The sequence below is a fragment of the Gramella sp. MT6 genome, assembly GCF_019357415.1.
Classification (GTDB): Bacteria; Bacteroidota; Bacteroidia; order Flavobacteriales; family Flavobacteriaceae; genus Christiangramia.
This window is the reverse complement of the sequence record NZ_CP048410.1, coordinates 2,087,214-2,105,000: the sequence shown is the minus strand read 5'-3', so window position 1 is coordinate 2,105,000 and position 17,787 is coordinate 2,087,214. Positions and strand designations below refer to the sequence as shown.

Annotated in this window: 12 protein-coding genes and 1 tRNA gene; 3 read left to right on the top strand and 10 right to left on the bottom strand. The window is 39.8% G+C overall.

The window, feature by feature from the left end:
• Positions 1–105: 105 nt before the first annotated feature.
• Positions 106–1,602 carry a malate dehydrogenase (quinone) gene (mqo, locus tag G3I01_RS09475; RefSeq protein ID WP_219547252.1) on the top strand — a complete coding sequence of 499 codons (1,497 nt, stop codon included), beginning with the start codon at positions 106–108 and terminating at the stop codon, positions 1,600–1,602.
• Between the two features lie 64 nt (positions 1,603–1,666).
• On the opposite strand, the gene G3I01_RS09470 is transcribed toward mqo, so the two are convergent.
• The 6 genes from G3I01_RS09470 to G3I01_RS09445 form a co-directional block, all read right to left on the bottom strand.
• Positions 1,667–1,740 (bottom strand) — tRNA-Thr (locus G3I01_RS09470).
• 6 nt (positions 1,741–1,746) lie between these two features.
• Positions 1,747–2,013 carry a hypothetical protein gene (locus tag G3I01_RS09465; RefSeq protein ID WP_108172586.1) on the bottom strand — a complete coding sequence of 89 codons (267 nt, stop codon included), beginning with the start codon at positions 2,011–2,013 and terminating at the stop codon, positions 1,747–1,749.
• Positions 2,014–2,077: 64 nt separating this feature from the next.
• Positions 2,078–2,536: a peroxiredoxin gene (locus tag G3I01_RS09460; protein ID WP_219552800.1), complete on the bottom strand. Its 459-nt coding sequence runs from the start codon at positions 2,534–2,536 to the stop codon at positions 2,078–2,080.
• Complete coding sequence (locus tag G3I01_RS09455) at positions 2,532–2,942, bottom strand: 6-carboxytetrahydropterin synthase (protein WP_219547250.1); 411 nt, start codon at positions 2,940–2,942, stop codon at positions 2,532–2,534. Before G3I01_RS09455 ends, G3I01_RS09460 begins: the two co-directional genes overlap by 5 nt.
• Positions 2,939–3,457: an isopentenyl-diphosphate Delta-isomerase gene (idi, locus tag G3I01_RS09450; protein WP_219547248.1), complete on the bottom strand. Its 519-nt coding sequence runs from the start codon at positions 3,455–3,457 to the stop codon at positions 2,939–2,941. The genes G3I01_RS09455 and idi overlap by 4 nt, the downstream gene beginning before the upstream one ends.
• A 68-nt stretch (positions 3,458–3,525) precedes the next feature.
• The gene (locus tag G3I01_RS09445; protein WP_219547246.1) at positions 3,526–5,136 is read right to left on the bottom strand and encodes an OmpA family protein; all 1,611 of its coding nucleotides are present in this window, start codon (positions 5,134–5,136) and stop codon (positions 3,526–3,528) included.
• A 161-nt stretch (positions 5,137–5,297) separates the two neighbouring features.
• Here G3I01_RS09445 and G3I01_RS09440 point away from each other — a divergent pair, with 161 nt between their 5' ends.
• Entirely contained in the window at positions 5,298–6,887 is a 1,590-nt protein-coding gene (locus G3I01_RS09440; RefSeq protein ID WP_219547244.1) for a peptide chain release factor 3, read from the top strand.
• A gap of 245 nt (positions 6,888–7,132) precedes the next feature.
• Positions 7,133–8,503, top strand: coding sequence for an amino acid carrier protein (locus tag G3I01_RS09435; protein ID WP_219547243.1), 1,371 nt, complete (start codon positions 7,133–7,135; stop codon positions 8,501–8,503).
• Between the two features lie 133 nt (positions 8,504–8,636).
• Here the strand turns inward: G3I01_RS09435 and G3I01_RS09430 are convergent, their stop codons facing one another.
• The 4 genes from G3I01_RS09430 to rpoB form a co-directional block, all read right to left on the bottom strand.
• A complete protein-coding gene (locus G3I01_RS09430) occupies positions 8,637–8,957 on the bottom strand; it encodes a DUF3467 domain-containing protein (protein WP_108172579.1) in 321 nt (106 codons plus the stop codon).
• Positions 8,958–8,997: 40 nt separating this feature from the next.
• A complete protein-coding gene (locus tag G3I01_RS09425; protein WP_219547241.1) occupies positions 8,998–9,453 on the bottom strand; it encodes a DinB family protein in 456 nt (151 codons plus the stop codon).
• Positions 9,454–9,526: 73 nt separating this feature from the next.
• Positions 9,527–13,828, bottom strand: coding sequence for a DNA-directed RNA polymerase subunit beta' (rpoC, locus tag G3I01_RS09420; protein WP_219547239.1), 4,302 nt, complete (start codon positions 13,826–13,828; stop codon positions 9,527–9,529).
• A 71-nt stretch (positions 13,829–13,899) separates the two neighbouring features.
• Positions 13,900–17,712 carry a DNA-directed RNA polymerase subunit beta gene (rpoB, locus tag G3I01_RS09415; RefSeq protein WP_219547237.1) on the bottom strand — a complete coding sequence of 1,271 codons (3,813 nt, stop codon included), beginning with the start codon at positions 17,710–17,712 and terminating at the stop codon, positions 13,900–13,902.
• Between the last annotated feature and the right edge of the window lie 75 nt (positions 17,713–17,787).

Below are 17,787 nucleotides of genomic sequence, written 5' to 3'. Positions count from 1 at the left end.
TTTTAAGGAGCCACTCGGCTCCTTTTTTATTTTATAACAAGTCCTTAATATTTTATTGGGTCTATTTAGCTTATGCATTAATTATCTTGGTAAAAATCTTTTTTTATGCATAATACCAATCGAGATTATGACCTCATTTGTGTTGGTGGTGGAATAATGAGCGCGACTCTTGCGCTAATGCTTAAACTTACAGACCCAAATCTGAAAATTATCATTTTTGAAAGATTGGGCAGTATTGCCGAGGAAAGCACAAAGGCCTGGAATAATGCCGGTACTGGCCATTCCGCTTTTTGTGAACTCAATTATACCCCGCAGGATGAAAATGGAGAGGTAGATATTTCAAAAGCTATAGACATCTTTCAGCAATTTGAGAGATCAAAGCAATTCTGGTCATATCTTGTTGAGCAGAAACTAATAAAGGATCCTCAAAGTTTTATTCATTCCATTCCTCACCACGCCTGGGTTCGTGGAGAAAAGGATGCAGAATTTCTTAAAAAAAGATACGAAGCCATGAGCTCTCATTTCATGTTTGAAAATATGAAATTTTCAGACAAGCATGATAAACTAAAAGAGTGGTTCCCTCTGATCATGGAAAACCGCGCTCCAGATGAAGTAATGGCTGCCACCAGGATGGAACTGGGAACAGGAGTGAATTTTAGATCACTTACCGAACAATATTTTAAGATCCTCGAAGAGCAGTTCCAAGTTCCGGTATTAAGAAACCGAGAGGTACTGGATATAGATCCCGATGGTCCTGAAGACTGGTCTGCAAAAATAAAGGACAGAAATTCTGGCGAAATTAGTTATTATGATGCTGAACACATTTTTATAGGTGCCGGTGGTGGTGCATTACCGCTTCTTCAAAAAGTTGAGATACCCGAAAAAGATGGTTATGGCGGGTTTCCAGTGAGCGGCCAGTGGTTATTCTGCAAAAACAGGGAAACCATAGAAAAGCATCATGCCAAAGTATATAGCAAAGCCGGAGTAGATGCACCGCCGATGTCTGTCCCTCATCTCGACGCCAGATATATTAATGGTAAAAAGGAATTACTATTTGGCCCATTTGCCGGATTCAGTACAAAATTCCTTAAAGAAGGTTCTATTCTTGATCTTCCTAAATCTATAAAGTTTGATAATCTCCCCTCTATGTGGGGTGTATTCTGGCATAATCTACCCCTTACCTCATATCTTATAGAACAGGTAAGAATGGACCATCAGGATCGGGTGAACGACCTCAAGGTCTTCATTAAGGATGCGAATCCTGATGACTGGGAGTTAAAAGTAGCAGGACAACGTGTACAAATCATTAAAAGGGATAAGGAACAAGGAGGTATCCTGGAGTTCGGGACAGATGTGGTACACAGTAAAGATGGAAAGATCACTGCCCTTTTAGGAGCTTCGCCGGGCGCTTCCACGGCAGTTCACATAATGCTTGAAGTTCTAAGGATCGCTTTTCCTGAAAAAATTGAATCTGAAGACTATAGGGAAAAACTAAATAAAATGATCCCTTTCTGGGATTCCGATATTCGTAATGATGAGGAATACTTTAAACAGGTACAGGAAAAATGTTCTAAAAACCTGAACCTGGAGGCGCTTCATTAATTCAAAAATAAACTGAGATCAATGCAAATAAAAAACCTCTCTAAAAAGAGAGGTTTTTGTTTAGAGCCGATGGAGGGACTCGAACCCACGACCTGCTGATTACAAATCAGCTGCTCTAGCCAGCTGAGCTACATCGGCAACTTATTAAAGCGCATTCAGCTTTTCGATCAAAGCATTTGCTTTAGTCTCAAGCTCTGACTGAACTTCTTTAAAGTGTTTCTGTTTATTTTCAACGTCACGACGGTTGATCTTAGTGATCAATGCATCGTATTCTTTAATAGCCTCGTCAACGATCGCCTCAGATTTCGCCGGGTCCTCTTTTGGGTTAGCCATTTGGTGAATATAGGCAGCATCTATGATGTCTCCCATTACATAATTCACATCTTTTTTAAGCAATCTTTTACTCGCCATTATCATTAAATTTCGGCTGCGAATTTAAACTATTTTTCGAAACCAAAATGATTTTTCAATAAAATTAATTCTGATTTTTTTTCAAGACGTATAGAGCTTCAGGCATATGTCTTTTAGCATTCATACTATTAAACCTATGCAACAGTTTTCCTTCCTTGTTAAAAATGAAGGTTTCACGGCCGGGAATCAAACCGAGCAGGTTAGATTTTACTCCAAAGGCATCCCTTGCTTTCTTATTCTGGTCTGAAAGAAAAATGTATGGAAGTTTATATTTGTCGGCAAATTTGGAATGAGATTCAGACGAATCTCCGCTTATTCCTATCACCTCAGCACCCAGTTCCTTGAAATCCTCGTAACTGTCTCTAAAACTACAGGCTTCTTTGGTGCAGCCCGGGGTAAAATCTTTTGGATAGAAATAAACTACAAAGGCCTTCTTCCCAATTAGATCAGAAAATCTAAATGCGTTTCCATTTTGATCCTTTAATTCCAGATCTGGTACTTTATCACCCTTGTTCATATTAATCTCCTTTATAGGTCACGAAGTTCCTTGGTGTTTCGTATAAGGTTACTTCCAGATCATGGTCTTTATTGATCTTGTTTCGTAATTTATTCCATATTACCACGGCTATATTTTCAGCAGTAGGATTCAACTCTTTAAATTCCGGAACTTCGATGTTCAAGTTTTTATGATCAAATGCTTCTTCCACCTCGTAGAAGATGAGATCCTTAAGAATCTTCAAGTCCATAACAAATCCCGTTTCAGGATTTGGTTCACCGGTTACTGAAACGACCAACTCATAATTATGCCCGTGATAATTGGGATTACTGCATTTACCGAATACTTCAAAGTTACGTTCATCATCCCAATCTTTCCTGAAAAGGCGATGTGCCGCATTGAAATGAGCTTTTCTGTGAACCGTTATTCTCATTGTTCTATATGTGAGGAATATTTATCAAATATGATCTTAAACCATTCGGTATATATATGAGGATTCTTTTTCATGTCCACCTTCAGATCATCCAGTGAAACCCATTTCCAGGCGGCAACTTCATCTGGATTAAGAGCCGGAACACCCTCAAAATTTCCCACAAGAATATGATCAAATTCATGCTCAGTTAAACCATTATCAAAGGGAGCTTTATATATAAACGAAATGGTATCCTTTAGTTCGGTAGAAAAACCCATCTCTTCCTGTAATCTTCGTTTTCCAGCTTCAACATTAGACTCCCCTTCTCTCTGATGGCTGCAACAGGTATTGGTCCATAAGCCCGGGGAATGATATTTTGAAAGTGCTCTTTGCTGGATCATCAGCTCATTCTTGTCATTAAATACAAATACCGAAAAAGCTCTGTGAAGAAGGGCTTTTTCATGAGCTTCTATTTTCTCCATGAGCCCTATTTGCTCGTCTTTTTCGTTAACTAATATTACTTTTTCTTCTGCCATTCTTTTATTTGAAGCTCAAATGTACAAAAACAGTGATTTGTATCATAAAGAAGCTGATTAAGCAATTCCTAAAGTTTTAGGTTTCCGGAATAAATATCGCAGTTTATGGAAAGTATGAATTCAGACCGACGATTCTTTTCATGTTCATTTTCAAAGCATCGAACACCATTTCTACAATGGTTGACCAACTCTGTCTCTCCATATCCCCGCCCAGAGATCCTCCCTTCATCTACCCCCATATTGATCAAATAATCCATGGTGACCGCCACGCGATCTTTCGACAATTTAATATTGTAGTTATCATCGGCCCTGCTGTCAGTATGTGACCGGATATCAATAAGCAATTCGGGATATTCTAACATATAAGCAGCGATTTCATCCAGTTGCTTTGCCGCTTCAGGTTTTATTTCAGCTTTATCCAGATCGAATAAAATGGGATCCAGGTTGAGCATTTTAACGAGATCATCCCCTACTCTGGCTGCAAAGATCTTATCCCCTTGGGCATTTTGAAATCTTATAATATTCTCTTTCCGCTTCACTTCTGCAGCGTAGTAACTCCAGTTGAAAAAAGCTCTTATAGCAGCAATATTTTCAGGATCATCACCAGAAAAATCGTGCGAAGCTTGATACATCACTAAGCCATTCTTGGGATCACCAAAGCCATTGCCATAAATTACCACGGCACCGGGACCATTCGAAAGCAAAGGAACATCGGGAGCCGAGGCATCTATGATAACCTGTTTCGTAGATTCCCGCCAAATGTTAGCCATTTTAGGGTAAAAAATACGTTCAGAGCCATTTATCAAAGCTTTATCACTTCGTCCCAGGTACTGAGAAACAGGGTCTGTTGGAAGCTGGTGCTTATAAGGCGGGGTGGCATAGCGGTGTTCATAAAATGGTATGAGTCCGGTGGTTCTTGCTCCGGCCGCACCCTCAGAAAGAAAATTCAACTGGATAATTTTAGAATCGTCGCCATCAGGAACCATTCCATGTAAATTCTCCATCTGACTCCCAGCATGACAACCAGCCCATATCGCACCTTTATATTCCCTGTTCCAGAAATAAAGGTTCTTATGGCTTTCAAATTTTGGTTCAGCATGTGGCATCACGAAGATATCATCACAAACTCCCAATTCATCGGGTGTTTTCCAGTTGCTTGAATTATAACCACCGTGAGCTTCACCAGGAATGCCCGCTGCTCTAAAATACGCCAGGGCGATACTCCCATTTTGTTTATCAAGAGTCCATTTTGGAGCAATCGAAAGATTGGTAAAAACCGGTAAGGCTTTGTCTTCTTTTAAATATGTGCCTACGATTCCCCTATCTTCCCAATTTTGAATCCTGGACCTCACCTCTTCCGTAATATAGGAAACCGGGATCACAAAGGAACCAGATCTAAAATCTTCTTCTTCCAGCCTGAAATCCACGCCGTCCTTCTTTTTCTCAGGATTTATAACCCATTTGATCTCCACCGGATATTCACTTAATAACTCGTAAATAAAACCATACGGCTTGAGGGCATTAGCAGTCGTCTGAGGAGTAATACCAAGATTTATGGCGTAAGAATCCTTGGCAATAGTTTCGGTTTGAATTTGAGAAAATGATGAAAAACTGAAAATAAGATTTACAGTAAAAAACAAAATTACAGATCTAAGATCTTGTAGGGTAAAATCCATCATTTCTCACAGGATTATATCAAATATCCATTATATGCCACATATACCCAATAAAGTTACTGTTTAATGGTTTAAAGGTGAAATTTCAACGATAAAAAGGCTATCGTATAAAAAAGGAAATTCGTGAAAATAATAGTATTTTTGCCGCTCCAATATCAGCAGGTATGAAGCATTATCAGAAAGAGATAAATAAAAGAAGGACATTTGGTATCATTTCTCACCCCGATGCCGGTAAAACGACACTTACCGAGAAACTTTTACTTTTTGGAGGTGCAATCCAGGAAGCCGGAGCGGTGAAATCTAACAAGATCAAGAAAGGTGCTACCAGTGACTTTATGGAAATTGAACGCCAAAGAGGGATCTCGGTTGCAACTTCTGTACTTGCTTTCGAATACCGTGATATCAAGATAAATATACTGGATACTCCGGGTCACAAGGATTTCGCTGAAGATACTTTTAGAACTCTTACTGCCGTTGATAGTGTGATCGTCGTGATCGATGTTGCCAAGGGTGTGGAGGAGCAAACTGAAAAGCTGGTTGAAGTTTGTAGAATGCGTAACATTCCAATGATCGTTTTCATCAACAAACTTGACCGTGAAGGTAAAGACGCTTTTGAACTCTTAGATGAAATTGAGCAAAAGCTGAATCTTACCGTAACCCCACTGAGTTTCCCAATAGGAATGGGGTATGATTTTAAAGGGATCTATAACATTTGGGAAAAGAATGTCAATCTCTTTACCGGGGACCCAAGAAAAGATATCGAAGAGACTGTAGAGATCAGCGATCTTAAATCGGAAGAACTTGATGAATTGATAGGAGGTTCTGCAGCTGAAACTCTTAGAGAGGAACTTGAACTTGCGCAAGGTGTTTATCCCGAATTTGATCGTGAAGCTTATCTTGAAGGTAGACTACAACCAGTATTCTTTGGTTCTGCCTTGAATAATTTTGGAGTTAGAGAGCTGTTGGATTGTTTTATCAAGATCGCTCCACCACCACGACCTAAAGAAAGTGATACCAGGATCGTAAAGCCAGATGAGAAAGATTTCACAGGTTTTGTATTCAAGATCCATGCGAATATGGATCCTAAACACCGTGACAGGCTGGCCTTTATAAAGATCGTTTCAGGAAAATTTGAAAGGAATAAGAATTACCTTCATGTGAGACATAACAAGAACATGAAGTTCTCTTCTCCCAACGCTTTCTTTGCTGAAAAGAAAGAGATCGTGGATGTTTCCTATCCTGGTGATATCGTTGGCCTTCATGATACAGGAAATTTTAAAATTGGAGATACACTTACTGAAGGTGAAAACCTGATGTACAGAGGAATTCCAAGCTTCTCTCCGGAACATTTCAGATACATCAACAACGCTGATCCTATGAAATCCAAACAACTGGAAAAAGGGATCGACCAGTTAATGGATGAAGGAGTTGCCCAGTTATTTACTTTAGATATGAACGGTAGGAAGATCATTGGAACCGTAGGAGCACTTCAGTTCGAGGTAATTCAATATCGTTTAGAACACGAATATGGTGCTAAATGTACCTATGAGAATTTGAACGTACATAAAGCTACCTGGATCGAAGCTGAAAATGAAAAGAGTGAAGAATTCAAGGAATTTAAAAGAGTAAAATCTAAATATCTAGCCAAGGATAAATCAGGACAAATGGTATTTCTAGCCGATTCCCAGTTCTCTTTACAAATGACACAGCAGAAATATCCATCAATCAAATTCCACTTTACTTCAGAGTTTTAAGATTTTGTCACTTTAGCTTGTTTCAGATTCTCTGCTTTAAAATGTTGAAATTCCCGAAGTATCGGGACAGCATGACGAATAAAAATAGAAAGTCACCCTGAACTAGTTTCAGGGTTTTTGATTTAAAATGGGAATTCTTAAATCGTCTGGCAGACATTACAGAATTTATTACCGAAATTTTAAAAGTCATTTTAATAGGATAGATACACCCACAAATTTTACTATTTTCGGGACAAAGTATACCTATGTCCCAAATCAACCAATTCATTGAAGATTTTGCCTCTTTTGTATGGGGTATTCCATTAGTCATCCTGCTTATTGGTGGCGGGATCTATCTTTTAATATACTCACGATTTTTACCTTTCAGATACCTAGGACATTCTGTTGAAGTACTTCGTGGCAAGTACAATAACCCTGATGATCCGGGAGATATTAACCATTTCCAGGCTTTATCTACGGCTTTGTCCTCTACGGTAGGGATGGGTAATATTGCCGGGGTAGCGGTTGCGATCGCCGTAGGAGGCCCAGGTGCGATCTTCTGGTTATGGATAAGTGCTGTTGTTGGGATGGCAACAAAGTTCTTTACGAACAGCCTGGCGGTAATGTACCGCGGCAAAGATACCGAGGGTAAGATACAAGGTGGAGTGATGTACTTTATCGTGGAAGGTCTTGGCAAGAAATGGAAACCACTCGCTGTATTCTTTGCAGTTGCCGGATTGGTAGGAGCATTACCTGTTTTCAATGTGAACCAGCTTACGCAGGCAATTAATTATATTCTATTAGAGCCTAACAATATTGAGACTGGATTTATGTCCAGCCTTATCATCGGAATCGCTTTAACTCTAATAACTACTGTAGTTATTATTGGTGGTTTAGATCGTATAAGTAAAACGGTTTCTAAACTGGTTCCTGCAATGGTGGCTTTATATTTTGTTTCGGTCCTGGCAATTTTATTAGTGAATTATGAAGTGGTTTTCCATTATTTCGGATTGATATTCACAGACGCATTCGCTGCTAATAATTATAAAGGAGAACCGCTTTTAGGAGGTTTATTAGGTGGATTGATCTTACTTGGAATAAGACGAGGAGCATTTTCAAATGAAGCCGGAATAGGTACTGCAACGATGGCCCATGGAGCCAGTAAAACCTCTGAACCTATCAGGGAAGGTCTTATTGCTATGTTAGGGCCGGCAATAGATACTTTGGTGGTTTGTACTTTAACCGCGATGGCGATTCTAGTAACCGATGTATGGCAGACAGAAGATGTTAATGGAGTAAGCCTTACTGCTGCGGCATTTGACCAGGCGATCCCATATGTTGGAAATTACTTACTACTTCTTTGTATACTCGCTTTCAGCATCTCATCGCTTTTCTCCTATTCCTACTACGGAACCAAATGTCTTTCATTCCTTATAGGTGCGGAAAACAAGAAATATTATAACTGGGTCTATATTCTGAGCATCATTATTGGAGCTACGACCTCATTAAGTTTTATCCTGAATCTTATCGATGGCTTTTTCGCTTTAATGGCAATTCCAACAATGATCGCCACATTAATTCTTTCACCAAGGGTTATGAAAGCGGCAAAGATCTATTTTGCCAAATACAATAATTAGAAAGACGTACTTCTTTAAAAATTGAAAATAAAAAAGAGATTTCCCAGTCGCTATGCTCCTTCGAAATGACAATTTTATCTTATCATTCAGGGCAACGAGAGAAATCTCTTTTTTAGTAAATCTATATTCTTAACTAAGCCTGTCCTGTAGGACCAAAATTAAGTGGCAATGGAGCTTTATCATAATCTCTTATCTCTCCATGGGCCTGCTCAAATTTATTGATGTTATCGCCTAAGGCCTTCAACAATCTTTTCGCATGCTGCGGAGTAAGGATGATCCTGGACTTAACTTTGCTTTTAGGCCTTCCCGGCATGATATTGACAAAATCCACCACAAATTCTGATACAGAATGGTTTATAATAGCCAGGTTAGAATAAGTTCCTTCTGCCACGGCTTCATCCAGCTCTATATTGATCTTTCCTTTTTGGTTTTTATGTTTTTTATCGTCTTCCATGATTTAAATTTTCTTCAATTTAATATTTATTTTTTACCTGCTATTTATCGCGCTTGTAAAAGACATAGTCTGAAACCACAGGATCTATACCTTCTTTTCTGAATTCGGTAGCGATCTGCCCCCGATGATAAGTAGAATGATTCACCATATGGAAAATAATATCTTTAACTGAATTCTGATATTCTTCACCTTTGGTGTTCTTATACTCTACTACTCTATCTAGATCCTCCTTTTCGATTACCGACATTGTAGCTTGGTAATTCTCATTTTCAGCATGCTCCATTTGGTCCTTTTCCAGGTTCTTCCAGAGTTCAACTTCCTCTTCACTTCCCGCTAGTCTGTAATTCCAGATCTTATGTGCGTTGAGAGTATGAGACAAAAGATTAATGGCCCTGTCTGGAACCATAAAATGCAGATCCCCATCATTGAATTTCTTAATGATCTCCAGGTTATAATAATGGGAATATTCCAGTAATTGTTTAAAGTACTCCTTCATATATCAAATATCGTTATAAATAAAAAAAGGCCCTACAGTTCGTAGAGCCTTTTTTCTGAAATATTATCAGGAATTAGTTATAATTAACTTCCTGTTTCTTCTCAAGCATCTGGTCGAATTCTTCTTTAGAACCAACGATAATGCTATCGTATTTTCTCATACCTGTACCTGCAGGAATTCTGTGTCCTACAATTACATTTTCCTTCAATCCTTCAAGTTGATCGATCTTACCGCTTACTGCAGCCTCGTTCAATACCTTAGTTGTTTCCTGGAAGGAAGCAGCCGAGATAAATGACTTGGTTTGAAGTGAAGCTCTAGTAATACCCTGAAGTACCGGATTTGCAGTTGCAGTGATCACATCTCTGGCGGTCGCAAGATTCTTATCTTCTCTTCTAAGAATAGAGTTTTCGTCTCTAAGATCTCTTGGAGTGATAATCTGTCCTGGTTTTAACCTTTCTGAATCACCTGCATCTTCAATAACCTTCATTCCGAATAACTTGTTGTTCTCATCGATGAAATCATCTTTATGAACAAGTTGGTTTTCAAGGAATATAGTATCTCCCGGATCAACGATTCTTACTTTACGCATCATCTGTCTTACAACAACCTCGAAGTGCTTATCGTTAATCTTCACACCCTGTAAACGGTATACTTCCTGAACTTCGTTCACAAGATACTGCTGTACAGCGTTTGGTCCTTTGATGTTCAAGATGTCTTCCGGAGTGATAGAACCATCAGAAAGTGGCATACCAGCTCTTACGTAGTCATTCTCCTGAACAAGGATCTGGTTAGATAACTTAACTAAGTATTTCTTAACTTCTCCTAGTTTAGACTCAACGATGATCTCACGGTTACCTCTTTTGATCTTACCAAAAGATACAACACCATCGATCTCTGATACAACCGCCGGGTTAGATGGGTTACGTGCTTCGAAAAGCTCGGTTACCCTTGGAAGACCACCTGTAATATCCCCTGCTTTAGAAGATTTACGTGGAATCTTAACCAGAATCTTACCAACTCCGATCTTCTCTTCGTTGTCTACCATAAGGTGAGCACCTACCGGAAGGTTATAAGAACGAATTACTTCGTCTTTCTTACCTAGGATATGTAAAGTTGGGATCAATTTCTTGTTACGAGATTCAGAAATTACTTTTTCCTGGAATCCTGTTTGCTCATCGATCTCAACCTGATAAGTAACACCTTGTTCAACGTTCTCATACTTGATCTTACCGGCGAATTCAGAAATGATCACACCGTTATATGGATCCCAAGTACAGATCACGTCTCCCTTGCTTACCGTAGCACCATCATTAATATTGATTTGTGCACCGTAAGGAATGTTGTTATTACTTAATACAACACCAGTTTTCTTATCCTTGATCTTAAGTTCAGCAGTACGAGAGATCACGATGTCTGCAGTTCCACCATCAGGGGCTTCACCTTTAACAACTTTAAGATCTTCGATCTCAGCAATACCATCAAACCTTGCTTCAAGTTTGTTATCTTCAGAAATGTTACCAGCAATACCCCCCACGTGGAACGTACGTAGTGTAAGCTGTGTACCAGGCTCTCCAATAGACTGTGCAGCAACAACACCAACAGCTTCACCTGTTTGTACGATCTTGTTAGTTGCAAGGTTTCTACCGTAACACTTGATACAGATACCTTTCTTCGCCTCACAGGTAAGTGGTGAACGTACTTCAACACTTTCGATTGGCGCAGCTTCGATCTTAGCAACGATCTCTTCAGTTATCTCTTCGTTTCCAGCAACAATCAATTCGTCTGTTGAAGGATTTACAACATCATTCAGAGAAATACGTCCAAGGATTCTCTCTCCTAATGATTCTACTATTTCTTCATTCTTCTTAAGTGGCTTAACTTCTACTCCTCTTAATGTTCCACAGTCATCTTCATTAACAATAACATCCTGAGAAACATCTACCAGACGACGGGTTAGGTAACCTGCATCGGCAGTTTTAAGTGCGGTATCGGCAAGACCTTTACGAGCACCGTGAGTAGAGATAAAGTATTCAAGAATCGAAAGACCTTCCTTAAAGTTAGAAAGAATCGGGTTTTCGATAATTTCACCTCCACCAGAGTTAGATTTTTTCGGCTTAGCCATAAGACCACGCATACCAGTAAGCTGACGAATCTGCTCTTTCGAACCACGCGCACCAGAATCAAGCATCATATATACCGAGTTGAATCCTTGCTTATCTTCGCGAATTCGCTTCATAGCTAATTCGGTAAGACCTGCGTTGGTTGAAGTCCAGATGTCAATTACCTGGTTATAACGTTCGTTATTGGTAATAAGACCCATGTTATAGTTACCAATGATACCTTCAACCTGCTCGTTAGCTTCATCGATCATAGCTTGTTTCTCTTCAGGGATGATAATATCACCTAAGCTGAAAGAAAGTCCACCACGGAATGCGAATCCATAACCAAGTTCCTTAATGTTATCAAGGAATTCTGAAGTTTCTGGTACACTTGTAATTTTAAGGATCTTACCAATGATCTCACGAAGTGATTTCTTAGTAAGTACTTCGTTAATGTAACCTGCCTTTTCTGGCACAGCCTCATTAAATAATACTCTACCAACTGTGGTATCCTTGATCATATAAACCAATTCACCTTCTTCGTTGAAATCTTTAGTTCTAATCTTGATACCTGCGTTAAGATCTACTCTCTTCTGGTTGTAAGCTATCACTAGCTCTTCAGCAGAATAGAAAGTAAGTCCTTCACCTACTACAGGCTCTTCAGGAGTAGATTTCTTGTGCTTGGTCATATAGTAAAGACCAAGTACCATATCCTGAGAAGGTACTGTAATTGGCGAACCGTTTGCAGGGTTCAATATATTGTGAGAAGCAAGCATTAATAACTGTGCTTCCAAAATAGCTTCTGGCCCAAGTGGTAAGTGAACCGCCATCTGGTCACCATCGAAATCGGCGTTGAATGCAGTACACGCAAGCGGGTGAAGCTGAATTGCTTTTCCTTCAATAAGTTTAGGCTGGAATGCCTGGATACCCAGACGGTGAAGCGTAGGAGCACGGTTCAATAGTACCGGATGCCCTTTAAGAACGTTCTCCAATATATCCCAAACTACAGGTTCTTTCTTATCGATAATCTTCTTAGCAGACTTCACTGTTTTTACGATACCTCTTTCTATCAGTTTTCTGATGATGAAAGGCTTGTAAAGCTCAGCTGCCATGTTCTTTGGAAGACCACACTCGAACATCTTCAATTCTGGTCCTACAACGATTACCGAACGTGCTGAATAATCCACACGTTTACCAAGCAGGTTCTGACGGAAACGACCTTGCTTACCTTTCAATGAATCTGAAAGTGATTTAAGCGGACGGTTAGAGTCAGTTTTTACTGCTGATGATTTTCTTGTATTATCGAATAATGAATCTACAGATTCCTGAAGCATACGTTTTTCGTTACGTAGAATTACTTCAGGAGCTTTGATCTCCATTAATCTTTTCAGACGGTTGTTACGAATAATTACACGACGGTAAAGATCGTTCAAATCTGAAGTCGCGAAACGACCACCATCAAGAGGAACAAGAGGTCTAAGTTCCGGTGGAATAACCGGTACTACCTTCATGATCATCCATTCTGGATTGTTCTCACGGTTCTTGTTCGCGTCACGAAGTGCTTCCACAACCTGAAGTCTCTTAAGAGCCTCAGTCTTACGTTGCTTGGAAGTTTCGTTGTTTGCCTTGTGTCTCAATTCATAAGAAAGATCATCAAGATCTATTCTCTTAAGAATTTCGATAAGACATTCAGCTCCCATTTTAGCGATAAACTTATTTGGGTCGCTGTCTTCTAAATATTGATTTTCCTGAGGAAGTTCATCCAAGATGTTCAGATACTCTTCTTCAGTTAAGAAATCCATTTTCTTTAATGGCTCCCCTTCTTCATTCTTCGCGTTACCTGGCTGGATCACTACATATCTTTCGTAGTAGATGATCATGTCAAGTTTCTTAGAAGGCAGACCTAGCAAATAACCAATTTTGTTAGGCAAAGAACGGAAATACCAGATATGAGCTACAGGTACTACAAGGTTAATGTGACCTACACGATCTCTACGAACCTTTTTCTCGGTAACTTCAACTCCACAACGGTCACAAACGATTCCTTTATAACGGATTCTTTTATACTTTCCGCAGGCACATTCATAATCCTTTACAGGACCAAAAATACGCTCACAGAACAATCCGTCACGCTCTGGTTTGTGCGTACGGTAATTGATCGTTTCAGGCTTAAGAACTTCACCACGAGACTCCGCAAGGATGGACTCTGGAGAAGCTAAACCAATAGAGATCTGGTTGAACCTCTGTACTGTATTTTTATCATTATTTCTAGCCATAATAAATGCTGCTAATTATTGTGAATATTCCGTTTAATTGGGACGCCGGTGGCGTCCCGATCAACAGAATGTTATTCTTCAAGTTTTATATCCAATCCAAGACCTTTCAATTCGTGCATAAGTACGTTGAAAGATTCCGGCAATCCTGGTTCTGGCATTGGCTCACCTTTAACAATAGCCTCATAGGTCTTAGCTCTACCGATCACGTCATCTGACTTCACAGTTAAGATTTCCCTTAGAGTACTAGATGCTCCGTAAGCTTCAAGAGCCCAAACCTCCATCTCTCCAAATCTCTGACCACCAAATTGTGCCTTACCACCAAGCGGCTGCTGAGTAATAAGTGAATATGGTCCAATAGAACGTGCGTGCATCTTATCGTCGATCATGTGACCTAGTTTAAGCATGTAAATCACACCAACAGTCGCACGCTGGTCAAATCTCATTCCGGTTCCACCATCATAAAGATAAGTGTGACCGTAACGTGGAATACCTGCTTTATCTGTAAGATCATTGATCTCATCGATAGTTGCACCGTCGAAAATTGGAGTCGCATATTTGGTTCCATTCTTCTGTCCAGCCCAACCAAGTACTGTTTCATAGATCTGACCGATGTTCATACGTGATGGTACCCCAAGTGGGTTCAACACGATATCAACCGGAGTTCCATCTTCAAGGAATGGCATATCTTCCTGACGAACGATTCTGGCAACAATACCTTTGTTACCGTGACGTCCTGCCATCTTATCACCAACTTTCAGCTTACGTTTCTTAGCGATGTAAACTTTAGCTAGTTTAAGAATTCCTGATGGAAGCTCATCTCCAACAGAAATGGTGAATTTCTCTCTTCTTAGGTTACCCTGAAGATCGTTTTCCTTGATTTTATAATTATGGATAAGATCTGCAACAAGCTCGTTAAGATGATCATCTGTAGTCCATGTACCACTAGTTAAGTGAGTATAATCGTCTACAGCGTTTAACATCTTAAGAGTGTACTTCTTACCTTTTGGCATTACTTCTTCACCAAGGTCGTTCATCACTCCCTGAGCAGTCTTACCGCCAATAATTGCGAATAATTTCTCAACAAGTTCAGCCTTAAGGTTGGCAAATTTAGCATCGTACTTTTTCTCTAATGCCGCAACATCCTCTTTATCCTGTGCTCTCTTACGCTTATCTTTGATAGCTCTTGCGAACAACTTCTTGTTGATCACAACCCCGCTTAATGATGGAGAAGCTTTTAAAGAAGCATCTTTTACATCACCTGCTTTGTCACCAAAGATTGCACGTAGAAGTTTTTCTTCTGGTGTTGGATCGCTTTCTCCTTTAGGAGTGATCTTACCAATAAGAATATCACCAGGCTTCACTTCAGCACCAACTCTAATCATACCATGCTCATCAAGGTCTTTTGTAGCCTCTTCTGAAACGTTTGGAATGTCATTGGTCAATTCTTCGTTACCTAGTTTTGTATCTCTAACTTCAAGAGAGTACTCATCTATATGAATAGAGGTGAAAATATCATCTCTAACCACTTTTTCTGAAATTACGATCGCATCCTCAAAGTTGTAACCTTTCCAAGGCATGAAGGCAACCTTCATGTTTCTACCTAAAGCAAGTTCCCCAGCTTCAGTAGCATAACCCTGGCAAAGTACCTGTCCTTTTGTTACCCTGTCACCTACACTTACGATCGGCTTAAGGTTGATACAGGTTCCCTGGTTAGTTTTACGGAATTTGATAAGGTTGTAAGATTTTGAATCATCATCAAAACTTACCATTCTTTCCTCATCTGTACGATCGTACTTAATTACGATCTTATTAGCGTCTACATATTCTACTTCTCCCTCTCCTTCTGCATTGATCAATACTCGAGAATCTGTAGCTACCTGTCTTTCAAGCCCAGTTCCAACGATAGGAGAATCTGTTCTTAATAGAGGTACTGCCTGACGCATCATGTTTGATCCCATCAGTGCACGGTTGGCATCATCATGTTCCAGGAATGGAATTAATGAAGCCGAAATAGATGAGATCTGGTTTGGAGCAACATCGGTATAATGAACCTCTTTAGGATCAACGACCGGGAAGTCACCTTCCATACGTGCAATTACACGATCTGTATCTATAGTTCCGTCGTCTTTCAATGGAATGTTAGCCTGAGCTATCTTCTTACCTTCTTCTTCTTCAGCACTTAAATAAATAGGCTCTTCAGAAATGTTGATCTTTCCATCGGTTACGCTACGATATGGAGTTTCAATGAATCCCATTCCGTTTACTTTAGCATATACAGAAAGTGAAGATATAAGTCCAATGTTTGGTCCTTCAGGAGTTTCAATCGGGCAAAGTCTTCCGTAGTGAGTATAGTGAACATCACGTACCTCGAAACCTGCTCTTTCTCTGGATAGACCACCTGGTCCTAATGCCGAAAGTCTACGCTTGTGCGTGATTTCTGCAAGAGGGTTGGTCTGGTCCATGAACTGAGATAACTGGTTTGTTCCGAAGAAAGAGTTGATCACAGAAGATAATGTCTTCGCGTTGATCAAATCGATCGGAGTAAACACCTCGTTATCACGAACGTTCATTCTCTCACGGATGGTTCTTGCCATACGGGCAAGACCAACACCAAACTGCTGAGACAATTGCTCACCTACAGTTCTAACACGACGGTTAGATAAGTGATCAATATCATCGATCTCAGCTTTAGAGTTGATAAGCTCAATAAGATATTTAACGATGGTAATGATATCGATCTTGGTAAGCACCTGCTTATCCATCTCAACATCAAGACCAAGTTTTTTGTTCATTCTATATCTACCTACTTCTCCAAGGCTGTAACGCTGATCTGAGAAGAAAAGCTTGTCGATAATTCCACGAGCAGTTTCCTCATCTGGCGGTTCAGCATTACGAAGCTGACGATAGATATGTTCTACCGCTTCTTTTTCAGAGTTGGTAGGATCCTTTTGCAATGTATTATGAATGATCGCATAGTCACCGGTCTGGTTATCCTCTTTGTGAAGAAGGATAGTCTTACTTCCGGTTTCAAGAATTTCTTCTATGTGATCTTTTTCAAGTTCTGTATCACGGTCTAGAACGATCTCGTTACGCTCGATAGAAACAACTTCACCAGTATCTTCATCTACGAAATCCTCATACCATGTATTAAGTACCCTGGCCGCAAGTTTACGTCCAAGATATTTTTTAAGTCCTGTCTTAGAAACTTTAACCTCTTCTGCAAGGTCAAAGATCTCAAGGATATCCTTATCACGCTCAAAACCGATAGCACGGAAAAGAGTAGTAACAGGTAATTTTTTCTTACGATCGATATACGCGTACATTACGCTGTTAATATCGGTAGCAAATTCAATCCATGATCCTTTAAAAGGAATTACACGGGCTGAATATAATTTAGTTCCATTTGCATGGAAAGACTGTCCAAAGAAAACCCCAGGTGAACGGTGTAGCTGAGATACTACTACTCGCTCGGCACCGTTGATGCAGAAAGTTCCGCTAGGTGTCATATATGGGATAGTTCCCAAGTATACGTCCTGTACGATGGTTTCAAAATCTTCGTGTTCAGGGTCGGTACAGTATAACTTAAGTCTAGCTTTAAGTGGTACACTGTAGGTCAATCCGCGCTCGATACATTCCTGGATGGAATATCTTGGCGGGTCCACAAAATAATCTAAGAATTCTAGTACAAATTGATTACGGGTGTCCGTAATGGGGAAGTTTTCTAGGAAGGTGTTGTAAAGACCTTCATTTCCCCGCTCTTCTGATTTTGTCTCTAATTGAAAGAAGTCCTGAAAAGACTTAATCTGCAGATCCAGAAAATCCGGATAAGCAGGCTTATTCTTAACAGAAGAGAAACTCAATCTTTCAGTTTGCTTTGCTAACATCAATGGACGGGATTATAATTTATATAAAAAAAACTGCGCTTTTTAAACGTTCGGTTCTATATACGCAAAATGGTT

What these genes read in the sequence shown, in the direction of transcription:
- mqo (WP_219547252.1), top strand. Translation starts at nt 106, where the DNA reads ATGCATAATACCAATCGAGATTATGACCTCATTTGTGTTGGTGGTGGA.
- G3I01_RS09465 (WP_108172586.1), bottom strand. Translation starts at nt 2,013, where the DNA reads ATGGCGAGTAAAAGATTGCTTAAAAAAGATGTGAATTATGTAATGGGA.
- G3I01_RS09455 (WP_219547250.1), bottom strand. Translation starts at nt 2,942, where the DNA reads ATGAGAATAACGGTTCACAGAAAAGCTCATTTCAATGCGGCACATCGC.
- idi (WP_219547248.1), bottom strand. Translation starts at nt 3,457, where the DNA reads ATGGCAGAAGAAAAAGTAATATTAGTTAACGAAAAAGACGAGCAAATA.
- G3I01_RS09445 (WP_219547246.1), bottom strand. Translation starts at nt 5,136, where the DNA reads ATGATGGATTTTACCCTACAAGATCTTAGATCTGTAATTTTGTTTTTT.
- G3I01_RS09440 (WP_219547244.1), top strand. Translation starts at nt 5,298, where the DNA reads ATGAAGCATTATCAGAAAGAGATAAATAAAAGAAGGACATTTGGTATC.
- G3I01_RS09435 (WP_219547243.1), top strand. Translation starts at nt 7,133, where the DNA reads ATGTCCCAAATCAACCAATTCATTGAAGATTTTGCCTCTTTTGTATGG.
- G3I01_RS09430 (WP_108172579.1), bottom strand. Translation starts at nt 8,957, where the DNA reads ATGGAAGACGATAAAAAACATAAAAACCAAAAAGGAAAGATCAATATA.
- G3I01_RS09425 (WP_219547241.1), bottom strand. Translation starts at nt 9,453, where the DNA reads ATGAAGGAGTACTTTAAACAATTACTGGAATATTCCCATTATTATAAC.
- rpoC (WP_219547239.1), bottom strand. Translation starts at nt 13,828, where the DNA reads ATGGCTAGAAATAATGATAAAAATACAGTACAGAGGTTCAACCAGATC.
- rpoB (WP_219547237.1), bottom strand. Translation starts at nt 17,712, where the DNA reads ATGTTAGCAAAGCAAACTGAAAGATTGAGTTTCTCTTCTGTTAAGAAT.